Here is a 10,345-nt window from a genome sequence, read left to right on the forward strand (position 1 = left end):
ACCGGGCACGTCATCAGCTGATGACCGAACGGACGAGTGACGTCCAGCGAGGACCGTGATCCCAGCAACCGAATCACTCAGGTTCGGACGTCGGCTGGCGATGGACCCTGTGGACCCGGTGGGCCGGGCGACGCGCCCCGCGACCCGGGGCAGGACGGGAAGGCCGAGGACGACATGGACAGGTTGTCGCAGATCCTGTGGCGCGAGCGTGAGCTGCTCGAGACGCTGTCGTACAAGCTCGAGGTCGAGCGCCTCGTGCTTGCCCGCGGCCGCGTCAGGTGGCTGGTCAACGCGACGCGCGAGGTCGAGCAGCTCAGGGGCTCCATGCGCGCGACCGAGGTGCTCCGCGCGGTGGCTGCCGACGAGGCCGCCGCGGAGCTCGGCCTCATGCCGAACCCGTCGCTGACCGCGCTCGCCGAGGCGTGCAGCGAGCCGTGGCGCGGCATCCTGCTGGACCATCGCGACGCGCTCACCGCCCTCGCCCGCGAGATCGCAGCGACCTCCGAGGACGCCAGGGATCTGCTGGCCGCTGCTGGCTACGGCTCAGCGCGGCCGACGCTGGTTGCCGTCGGTGGCGGCAGGGAGGGTCACCCGACCGGCGGTGGCGCGGCGGCCGGGATCGCTCGTCGCCCGATCGTGGACAGGGGCCTGTGACATGACCGGATCGGTCGAGGAGATCGGTGGCCCTGGCCTCGACGGCGTCCGCGCCGCGAGGCAGGTGATCGAACTCAGCCCCCTGAGCGTCGCGCGAGGGCAGAGTGCCGACCACGCGCAGTCCGTGGTCGACCAGCAGCTGACGGAGCTCGTCTACCAGGCATCGGTCGCAGCGATGTCGCCGGTGATCCAGCCGAGCCTGCTCGACTTCCTCAGGTGATCCTGGCCGTGGTGCCGGGCACGGCTCAGACCGCCGGGCGCCTGGCGGACTGGTAGCCGGCTGCCGGGCTTGCCGCGGCCGGCAACCGGGTGGCAGCCCTCGGGGCGCTCCTTGTACTCGCGACCTCCGCGCCCTTGAGCCGTACGGCGAGCAGTGCGGCCTGGGTGCGGTGCTGCAGGCCGAGCCGGGCCAGCAGGCCGGTGACGTGGTTCTTCACGGTCTTCTCGGCCAGGTACAGGCTCTCGGCGATCTGCCGGTTGGTCATGCCCTGGGCGATCAGGAGGAAGATCTTGCGTTGTTGCGGGGTGAGGTCGCAGATCACGTCGAGGGACTTCTTCTGCATCTCCATCTGCTCCACGACCCGGCTGGCGACCAGGGGGTCGATCAGGGAGTGGCCGCCCGCGATGAGGTGGACCCCGCTGACCAGCGAGTTGCCCTCGATCCGCTTCAGCACGTAGCCGGAGGCCCCGGCGAGGATCGCCGCGGAGATCGCCTCGGCGTCGTCGTAGGAGGTCAGGATCAGGCCCTTGATGGAGGGGTCGACCGCCCGCATCTCGCGGCAGACGTCGATACCGGAGCCGTCGGGCAGGTGGTTGTCGAGGACGACCACGTCGGGGCGCAGGTCGAGGATCTCTCGCAGCGCGTCCACGGCGCTGCCGGACTCGCCGACCACCTCGATCGTGTCGTCGGTCGCGAGCAGGCTGGCGACACCGCGACGGACGACTTCGTGGTCGTCGACGAGGTAGACGCGGATCGGGTTCTGGTTCGCCACGGGAGAAGTCTGGACCGCCGGACGGGCCGATGGTTGATCTTTGAGCCAACCTCGTCCGTTGGATTCGCCCGACATGGTCCGGACTGACTAGGACCTGTGGCCCGAACGGTCCTAGGACCACGGCCCCGGATCGTGCTCAGCGGGCGCGGATCTCCGCCAGCGCCTCGGAGACCTCGCGCTCGCTGCGGCGCAGCTCGGCCAGCAGGTCGATCAGGTCGCGGGTGGTGAGCCGGTCGTCGCCCGCGACGCTGGGCGCCAGCCACTCCGCTGCCTCGGTGGCGGTGATCCGGGTGCCGAGCTCCAGTCGGTAGGAGGTGTCGGCGAGCTCGAAGTGGATGTCGGCCACCACGGCGGTGAAGTGCTCGTTGGTCACCGGGTCGTGCACGATCAGGTGCTCAGCCGGCTCGAGTCCGCGGCTCAGGGCCTGGTCGACGTGACTCACCGTGAGCGAACGGCTGCGGTGCGTGAACGCGCTCAGCGCCACCTCGATCTGCTCCACGACGATCCCTCTCGGTCGACCTCCCCGGCCAGGTCTCGTGGCCGGTGTCCTTACAACGGGGGGCGACCGCCGACCGTTATGGGGGGAGGGGTCCCGTTCTCTCTGGTCCGATCGACCAGTGGGCGTCTAGTCACTTAGGACTAGATTTGTATAGCTCTTCCGGTAGTCAGACGTATGTGTCCGGAGTACGGTGGGTACCAACGCGTCAGACGCTTGACCTGTGGCCCAGCCAACCGCCACGCCGCTCTCGAGCTTCGGGAGTTGTGTTGTCCGTGTCCCCCCTCAATGGAGTTTTGACCACATCGTCCGTTTCGACCTCCGGCCTCGTGGGCTCTGCGCCGCCCCTCTCCTCCGAGGAGCGGAAAGCCCGAACCGCTGAGCTGCTCGCTCGTGCGCAAGGGGTCTCCGGGGCGGAACGCGACGAACTGCTGGACGAGGTGATCGTCCTCAACATCCCGGTCGCCAGGTCCCTCGCCGCGCGCTACCGCAATCGCGGCCAGGCCCTGGAGGAGCTCGAGCAGGTCGCCTGCCTGGCCCTGACCCGGTCGGTCCAGGCGTTCAACCCCGACCGGGGTGACGACCTGCTCGTCTTCGCGGTACCGAGCATCCTCGGCGAGTTGAAGCGCCACTTCCGTGACGCCAGCTGGTCGGTCCGTCCTCCCCGTCGCGTGCAGGAGCTGCGCCCGCGGCTCAGCGAGGCGGAGGAGCGGTTGACCCAGGAGCTCGGTCGTTCCCCGAGCATCGAGGAGCTCGCCCTGGAGCTGGACTGTCCCGCGCACGAGATCGAGGAGGCCAAGTCGTGCGGTGACCTCGCCCGTTCGTCCTCGCTCGACGAGCCCGTCGCCGAGTCCGGCGGAACCCTCGCCGAACTGCTTCCCGTGACCGAGCCGGGGTTCGACCACAGCGAGGCTGTGGCGATCCTCGCTCCGGCCTGCCGCCGTCTCAAGCCCAGGGACCGCTGGATCCTCCAGATGCGGTTCTACGACCAGATGACCCAGCAGGAGATCGCCGACGAGCTCGGCGTGACCCAGGTGCAGGTCTCCCGGCTGTTGCAGCGGATCCTCACCGACCTGCGTCGAGCGATCGGCGCCGAGCGTCGGGCCAAGGCGGCCTGACCTCCCCCGGAATGGTGCCCGGGGTGCCGTGACCGGGTGGGGCGCCCGACTCGTCGGGCGACCCACCGACCACGGTCACGACGACGGTCCACCGATATAGGTCCCCTCGACACGCTCAGAAGGACCACGTCGGTGGACCGTTGTCGTGTGTCGTGCCCCTTCGCCGGCTCGCGCCGGAGGCCGGGTCGCCGGAGTCAGTCGTCCCGGTTGCTGCGGCGCTTGGCGCGATGGCTCGCATCGCACCAGGGGAGTCTCGCCGACCTTCCGCAGCGGCAGACCGCCACCACCGGGCGGGTGGCCTCTGCGACGGTGCCGTCGGCGGCCACCACCTCGTCCGCGCCCCGGATGAGCAGCGGTCCACCCGGACAGTCCTGGACGGTGACCCGGCGGGCGCTCATCCGGCAGCCCTCGCCGCGCGGTGGTCCTCGGCAGCCGTGCCGGACCGTCGCTGGCTCCAGCGTCGCAGCAGCGTGTCACCGGCGAGGCCGTCGACGGCGAGGCACGCCATCGCACCGAACAGCACGTCGTCGGCCAGCTCCGGCTCCTCGGACACCAGGCTGCCGCAGATGTTGCGGATGGCGAGCTGTTCGTGCACGGCGTCCGCTTCGACGTGCTCGTCGTAGTAGTCCTGCACCGCCTCCGGCAGGCCGAGCCGCCGGGCACCTTGGAGGATCCGGTCACACGGCAGCGAGCTGGTCGCCTCGAAGGCCGCCAGGTGCCCCATGGCGGCGCCCCGGAGCCGACGGTTGAGGGCGAACAGGCTCATCACGTTGACCGAGGCGAGCGTCGCGCCTGAGGCGCCCGGGAGGTACGACGCCAGGTCGGTCGGCATCTCGAGCGACTCCAGCGCATCGGCGAACAGGGCCTGGTGCAGCCGGTCGGGACGGCCGCCGCCGTACTCGTCGTACTGGAGCTCGGCCAGCGCGACCTTCGCGGGCCCGCCGATCCGTGGGAGGACGAAGCTCTGGGGATCGGACTCGCGCAGGTGGTAGACGGCGCGCTCCGCGAGGTACTCGCAGAACTCCTTCCGGCCGGCCCTGCGCTGCAGGAAGGTGGACACCTGCGAGGGGCCTTCCGCGACGGTCATCCGGATCAGCGCGGTGACGACCCGCTGGGCGGGGTCGTCGCCGAGGTGCCCGAGAGAGTCGGACTCGAACCGCTCGCCCACCAGCGCGCGCACCGCGTGCTCCATGGTCCGTTCCAGGCCGGCCCGGCTCACGATGAGCAGCGGGTCCCACTCGGCGTCGTCCGGGACGCCGTCGAATCCGCGGTAGTGGAGCTCGTAGAGGATCCACAGCGCCAGCTGGAAGTCGCGGTCCGTCAACGGGTCGATGACATCTCCCATCGCCCTGGCCTGGGGAACCGGATGCGGCCCGTCGGGCGCGGCGCGGAGTGCCCGGACCACGCCTTCGCTGAGCGGTCCGCAGGGGTCGGGGAGATGCATCAGGCGGTACCACCCCGGAGGTCGCCGAGGATCAGTCTCAGGAGGAGGTCCCGCACCACCAGTCGGAAGGGTCGGCGGCTTGTGCCGGAACCCGTAGGTTCGGAATAGTGACTTGCGCGGATGTCCTGACGGTTCATGCGACCTCCTCCGGTGGTTGCGTCGGTACCCGAGGTGTCAGCCGGCATACGGGCCGCGGCCCGGCGCCGAAGTCGGAGCGGGCATCCCAGGGGAGGGCAACATGGTGCAGTCGGCATCGCTCGACGCGACCGGGGCCGAGGGCCGCGAGCCGGGTGCGGCGGGGGCACGGCAGACCGGCCGCTTCGTCTACCACGTCTCGGGTCAGCGCTGGGAGTGGGACGACGACGTCTACGCCATCCACGGCTACCGTCCCGGTGAGGTCGAGCCGACCACGGACCTGGTCATGAAGCACAAGCACGAGCACGACCGCGAGCGCGTGGAGGAGACCCTCCGCGAGGCGATCGAGGACGGCTCGCCGTTCAACATCTACTACCGGATCCTCGTCGACCAGCAGGAGCGTCGCGTCGTCCTCGTCGCCGAGGGCGAGTACGACGAGGGCCGCGTCCCCGAGGGCAAGGTGGACCGACTGGTCGGCTACTACCTCGACCTGACGCCCGAGATGGAGGCGGAGACCAGCGCGGCCGCGGACGCCGCGGTCGCCGCGTCGGCCAAGGCCCGGGACAGCATCGAGCAGGCCAAGGGCATCCTGATGCTGGGCTACGGCCTCGACGCCGACGCCGCGTTCGCGATGCTGAAGTGGTGGTCGCGCAACCGCAACGTGAAGGTGCGGGAGATCGCCGAGCGCCTGATCCAGGTGGCCAGGGAGGGCCATGTCAGCCACCCGGGGCTGCGCAGATTGCTTGACGCGTTGCTCGACGACCTCACCGCGGGCCGGGTCGACTAGCTCGGTGACTCGGCCCCCGCCCCTGACCACGGGGAGCACGGTCAGGGCGGCTCGTCAGAGGATGACGCCCCCGATCAGCCACAAGAGGGCGAGCAGGAGCAGCAGCACGATGACGAATCCGGCAACGAACGGAAGCCGGTTCGACCCGGACTCATCGTTCATCGAAATCCACGCCTTCCTCCGGAGAGCGGGCTCCGGTCCACCCATCGCGTTACCCGGGTCCTCGGGGGCTATCCGGGTATCGGACGGGGCATGACCGACGACACCCAGTTTCCCGCACAGCAGCAGACCCCGCCGGGCCTGACCGACGAGATGACTCCCGTGCCCGACCACGGCGAGGAGAGCTACGTCGGGCACGGCCGCCTCGAGGGTCAGGTCGCCCTCGTCACGGGCGGTGACTCCGGCATCGGCCGGGCGATCGCCATCGCCTACGCCAGGGAGGGCGCAGACGTCGCCTTCACCTATCTCCCCGAGGAGCAGCCCGACGCCGAGGCGACGGTTGCGCTGGTCGAGGGCGCCGGCCGTCGGGTGCTCGCCCTCGCCCTCGACCTCACCGAGCGCGCCGCCTGCGACGAGGCGGTGGCCCGCACCGTGGAGGAGCTCGGTGCCCTGGACATCCTGGTCAACAACGCCGGCTACCAGATGGCACGCGACCACGCCGTGGACGACCTCAGCGACGACCGGATCGACCGGACCTTCAAGACCAACCTCTACGCCCTCCTGTGGCTCACCCGCGCCGCTGCACCGCACCTGCGGAAGCGGCCCGGCTGTGTGATCAACAACGCCTCGATCCAGGCGTACGAGCCGTCGACCACCCTGCTCGACTACGCCGCGACGAAAGCCGCCATCAACAACCTGACGGTCAACCTCGCCGCCTCGCTCGGCTCGGACGGGATCCGGGTGAACGCGGTCGCGCCGGGACCGATCTGGACACCGCTGCAGCCCGCGACCCAGGAGCCGGAGAAGATCGAGAAGTTCGGCTCGGACACCCCGCTCGGCCGGGCCGGGCAGCCGGCCGAGGTGGCCCCGGCCTTCGTGTTCCTCGCCTCGCCCGCGGACGCGTCGTACGTCTCCGGGACGGTTCTCGGCGTCACGGGCGGCAAGCCGGTCTTCTGAGCCCGCCCGTCCGCCCCCGCCCGCCCCTGCCCGTCCCGCCCGTCCGCCCCGCCCGGATGCTCACTGGGGCGACGGGTACCGCTGATGCATGAGCGCGACGATGAGGACCCTCGACCACCCGGCCGAGCGCCTCACCTTCGACGGCCTCGACATCGCGTGGGACCGGAGGGTCCTTCGCCCACGACCGTGGACGTCCGAGCAGGGCCGATGGGCGGCGGAGCTGGCGCGCAGCGCGCCGCCCGGTCCGATCCTCGAGCTGTGCTGCGGTGCGGGCCAGATCGGGATCGTCGCGGCGAAGAACTCCGGTCGAAGCCTGGTGCAGATCGACCGGGATCCCGTGGCTGCGGCGTACGCACGCCGGAACGCCGCAGCCGCTGGGGTGGAGTCCGAGGTCCGGTGCGGACCAATCCGGGACATGCTGGAGCCGGGCGAGGAGTTCGGCGTGGTGATCGCCGATCCTCCCTGGCTGCGGACCGACCAGCTGGCCGCCTTCCCCGAGGACCCACCCGGCGCCGTGGACGGCGGGCTCGACGGCCTCGCGGTGGTCGTGGCATGCCTCGAGGTCGGTCTCGCGCACCTTGCACTCAGGGGACACCTGCTGCTGCAGGTGGGTGACACCGAGCAGATGGCCACCGCGGTGGAGTACATCTCGCGGCTGGCCCCGCGTCGGACCGTCTCCGGCGTCCGCGACTGTCGACCAGGAGGAGTACTCATGAACATCGGACCCAGCGCCGGCGCCACGGACGAGCCGGACGACGAGGGCCCGGCCCCCGAGGGTCAGGTCTCCGAGGTCAGCAGCCTCGAGGGAGCCGGAGAGCCGATCTCCCCGGGCGACGCCGTCGCCGGGCACCCGGAGGACGACGACGTGCAGGAGGGCGCGACCGGCCCCGACGCCCGCACCGGGAACCAGGACACCGACAAGGACCCGCAATGACCCTCCGGTCCAAGCTCGGCCGCTGTGCCGAGGACACGGAGGAGGGCTTGGCGTGACCGCGGACGGCTCCGTGCGAGGCGAGCCCCGGCCACCGAAGCAGATCACCCGCAACCTCAACGAGCTCCTGCAGGAGCTGCGCGTGATGCAGACCGGCGTGCAGATCCTCACCGGGTTCCTGCTGACCGTCCCGTTCACCGACCGCTTCTCCCGGCTGGCGGACCACCAGAAGGACCTGTACCTGGCCATCCTGGTCACCGCGGTCCTCACCACCCTGGTGATCGTCGCGCCGGTCTGCTACCACCGGGTGCTGTTCCGCCAGGGACGGCGCGAGTGGTTGGTCGCTGCCGCCCACCTGTGCGCGCTGTGCGGCCTGCTCGGACTGGCCCTGGTCTCGGCATCGGTGGTGTTCCTGGTTTTCGACATCGTCCTCGGCCTGACCGCGGCGCTGATCGCCGCGACGGCGGTTGCGCTCGCCTTCATCGGCCTGTGGGCTGTCGTCCCGTTCTCCCAACGGGGTCGCGCGAGGTGAAGGGCACCCTGCGCAGGACGGTCGTCGCGATCACGGCAGCGGCGTCCGTGCTCGCGACGGGGGGTTGCGCGGTCAGCGCGCCGGATGCCGCCGGCTGGGATGAGCAGGCCCGGACCAGCCTCGCCGACGCGGCGGGTGAGGTCGCGACCGCCCGCCTGACGCTCGAGACCGCGGCGGACGAGCGGACCTGGCCGTCGTACGCCGTGGTGGTGCTGGCCGAGGCCGAGGACGCCGCGGCCACGCTGCACGACGACCTCGCGAAGGTCCAGGTCCCGGCCGAGCGTCGCGAGGTCGCCGCGGAGGTCCTCGGCCTGCTCGCGGCCGCGGCCACCTCGGTACGCGAGGCGCGGCAGGCCGCGGTGGGCGGCCGGTACGGCGATCCAGCCCTCATGCAGGAGCTCGACAGGCTGCTCCAGGCGCTGGAGAGCGGCGCCGAGTCGGGATAGCAGCCGATGAAGCGCTACTTCGCCGTGCTCCTCGGCGTGCTGACGGCGATCGGCGGCTTCGTCGACATCGGAGACCTGGTCACCAACGCCCAGGCGGGTGCCCGCTTCGGCTGGTCCCTGGTCTGGGTGGTGCTGCTGGGTGTCGTCGGCATCTGCGTGTTCGCCGAGATGTCCGGCCGGATCGCGGCCATCAGTCACCGCGCGACCTTCGACCTCGTGCGCGAGCGCCTCGGCCCCAGGATGGGCTTCCTCAACCTCCTCGGCTCGATGCTGGTCACCCTGCTCACGTTCATCGCCGAGATCGGTGGCGTGGCGCTGGCGCTGCAGCTGGTGTCGTCGGTCCACCACGTGCTCCTGGTGCCGTTCGTCGCGGCCGCCGTGTGGATCGTGCTGTGGCGGGCGAGGTTCTCCTCGATCGAGAACGTGCTGGGCCTGATGGGGCTGGCGTTGATCGGGTTCGCGGTCGCGCTGTGGCAGCTCGGCCCGGACTGGGGTGAGCTGGCGTCGACGTTGTCGCCGGGGGAGAAGCCGGCCGCGGAGGGCTGGGCGACCTACGCCTACTTCGGCGTCGCGCTGTTCGGCGCCGCGATGACGCCGTACGAGGTGTTCTTCTTCTCCAGCGGCGGCGTCGAGGAGCGCTGGACCCGCAAGGACCTCGGCGTGATGCGGGCCAACGTCTTCGTCGGGTTCCCACTGGGTGGCCTGCTGTCGGTGGCGATCGCCGGCTGCGCGACGGTGGTGTTCCTGCCCCAGGGGATCGCCGTGGAGACCCTCGGCCAGGTCGGCCTTCCCGTCGCCGTCGCGCTCGGCAAGGTCGGGCTCGCCGTCGTCGTGCTGGGGTTCTTCGCCGCGACCTTCGGCGCGGCCTGCGAGACGGGGCTGTCCGTCGGCTACAGCCTCGCCCAGTACGTCGGCTATCCCTGGGGCAAGCTCGTGCGACCCGCGCAGGCGGCGGCCTTCCACACCTCGCTGCTCGGCGTGACGGTCCTGGCCGCCGGCGTGCTGCTGACCGCGGTCGACCCGATCATGGTCACCGAGGCGTCGGTGGTGTTCTCGGCGATCGCGCTGCCCCTGACCTACTTCCCGATCCTGGTCGTGGCCAACGACCCCGACTACCTCGGCGAGCACCGCAACGGTCGGCTGGCCAACACCCTGGGCACGATCTACCTGGTGATCATCGGCGTGGTCTCGACCGCCGCGATCCCGCTGATGGTCGCCACCGGAATGGGGCGGGGCTGATGGATCGGCTGATGGATCAGTACGACGCCGCACTGCACCTGCTGGACCGGCAGGTGGTCGGGTCCGACGACCGGCCGGTCGCCAAGGTGGACGACGTCGAGCTGACGGTCGAGCCCGACGGGACGCTGGTGCCGACCGCGTTGCTCGTCGGGCTGCCGGCGCTGCTGCCGCGGTTCGGGGGACGGCTCGGCCCCTGGCTGCTCCAGCGGTACGTCGACCTCGGGACGATGCAGGCCGACCGAGCCGAGCCGTCGGTGATCGACCTCGGCCTGGTCGCCAGCGTGTCCAGCGAGATCCGGCTCAGCGTGCCCGGCGCGGACGTGGTCCGGCGCCGGGTCGACCAGGGCGTCCCGTCCGCGATGGAACGGTGGCGGCTCGGCGCGCTCGTCGGCCTGCCGGTCCGCTGTGAGCGGCTGCCGCGGCGCTCCTGCGTCCTCGACGTCCGGCTGACCGGG

At 71.0% G+C, this 10,345-nt stretch carries 14 protein-coding genes; 10 read left to right on the plus strand and 4 right to left on the minus strand.

The features are described 5' to 3' along the window. Positions 1-174: 174 nt before the first annotated feature. The gene (gene flgN / locus E7Z54_RS22220) at positions 175-654 is read left to right on the plus strand and encodes a flagellar export chaperone FlgN (RefSeq protein WP_136436911.1); all 480 of its coding nucleotides are present in this window, start codon (positions 175-177) and stop codon (positions 652-654) included. Between the two features lies 1 nt (position 655). Beyond that, complete coding sequence (locus E7Z54_RS22225; RefSeq protein WP_136436912.1) at positions 656-874, plus strand: hypothetical protein; 219 nt, start codon at positions 656-658, stop codon at positions 872-874. Positions 875-899: 25 nt separating this feature from the next. Here the strand turns inward: E7Z54_RS22225 and E7Z54_RS22230 are convergent, their stop codons facing one another. Next, positions 900-1,646 (minus strand): response regulator, encoded by a 747-nt coding sequence (locus tag E7Z54_RS22230; protein WP_240769844.1) that lies wholly within the window; start codon positions 1,644-1,646, stop codon positions 900-902. Between the two features lie 136 nt (positions 1,647-1,782). Then, the gene (locus E7Z54_RS22235) at positions 1,783-2,145 is read right to left on the minus strand and encodes a hypothetical protein (RefSeq protein ID WP_136436914.1); all 363 of its coding nucleotides are present in this window, start codon (positions 2,143-2,145) and stop codon (positions 1,783-1,785) included. Positions 2,146-2,471: 326 nt separating this feature from the next. Here E7Z54_RS22235 and E7Z54_RS22240 point away from each other — a divergent pair, with 326 nt between their 5' ends. Continuing rightward, complete coding sequence (locus E7Z54_RS22240) at positions 2,472-3,260, plus strand: sigma-70 family RNA polymerase sigma factor (protein ID WP_168798464.1); 789 nt, start codon at positions 2,472-2,474, stop codon at positions 3,258-3,260. Positions 3,261-3,454: 194 nt separating this feature from the next. Here E7Z54_RS22240 and E7Z54_RS22245 read toward each other — a convergent pair whose 3' ends face one another. Next, the gene (locus E7Z54_RS22245) at positions 3,455-3,658 is read right to left on the minus strand and encodes a CDGSH iron-sulfur domain-containing protein (RefSeq protein ID WP_136436916.1); all 204 of its coding nucleotides are present in this window, start codon (positions 3,656-3,658) and stop codon (positions 3,455-3,457) included. Continuing rightward, positions 3,655-4,704 carry an iron-containing redox enzyme family protein gene (locus E7Z54_RS22250; RefSeq protein WP_136436917.1) on the minus strand — a complete coding sequence of 350 codons (1,050 nt, stop codon included), beginning with the start codon at positions 4,702-4,704 and terminating at the stop codon, positions 3,655-3,657. The genes E7Z54_RS22245 and E7Z54_RS22250 overlap by 4 nt, the downstream gene beginning before the upstream one ends. 238 nt (positions 4,705-4,942) lie before the next feature. Here E7Z54_RS22250 and E7Z54_RS22255 point away from each other — a divergent pair, with 238 nt between their 5' ends. The 7 genes from E7Z54_RS22255 to E7Z54_RS22290 all read left to right on the plus strand — a co-directional run. Then, positions 4,943-5,626 (plus strand): PAS and ANTAR domain-containing protein, encoded by a 684-nt coding sequence (locus tag E7Z54_RS22255; RefSeq protein WP_136436918.1) that lies wholly within the window; start codon positions 4,943-4,945, stop codon positions 5,624-5,626. Between the two features lie 252 nt (positions 5,627-5,878). Continuing rightward, entirely contained in the window at positions 5,879-6,742 is an 864-nt protein-coding gene (locus E7Z54_RS22260) for an SDR family oxidoreductase (protein WP_136436919.1), read from the plus strand. Positions 6,743-6,830: 88 nt separating this feature from the next. Continuing rightward, entirely contained in the window at positions 6,831-7,676 is an 846-nt protein-coding gene (locus E7Z54_RS22265; RefSeq protein WP_240769845.1) for a methyltransferase domain-containing protein, read from the plus strand. Between the two features lie 52 nt (positions 7,677-7,728). Beyond that, positions 7,729-8,205: a DUF6328 family protein gene (locus E7Z54_RS22275; protein WP_136436921.1), complete on the plus strand. Its 477-nt coding sequence runs from the start codon at positions 7,729-7,731 to the stop codon at positions 8,203-8,205. Next, positions 8,202-8,651 carry a hypothetical protein gene (locus E7Z54_RS22280; protein ID WP_136436922.1) on the plus strand — a complete coding sequence of 150 codons (450 nt, stop codon included), beginning with the start codon at positions 8,202-8,204 and terminating at the stop codon, positions 8,649-8,651. The genes E7Z54_RS22275 and E7Z54_RS22280 overlap by 4 nt, the downstream gene beginning before the upstream one ends. Positions 8,652-8,657: 6 nt before the next feature. Beyond that, the gene (locus E7Z54_RS22285; protein WP_136436923.1) at positions 8,658-9,890 is read left to right on the plus strand and encodes an NRAMP family divalent metal transporter; all 1,233 of its coding nucleotides are present in this window, start codon (positions 8,658-8,660) and stop codon (positions 9,888-9,890) included. An 11-nt stretch (positions 9,891-9,901) separates the two neighbouring features. Then, positions 9,902-10,345 (plus strand): hypothetical protein (locus E7Z54_RS22290; protein WP_136436924.1); only part of this gene is annotated, 444 nt, incomplete at its 3' end.

Source organism: Nocardioides sp. (assembly GCF_004803405.1).
GTDB classification, from domain to species: Bacteria; Actinomycetota; Actinomycetes; order Propionibacteriales; family Nocardioidaceae; genus Nocardioides; species Nocardioides vastitatis.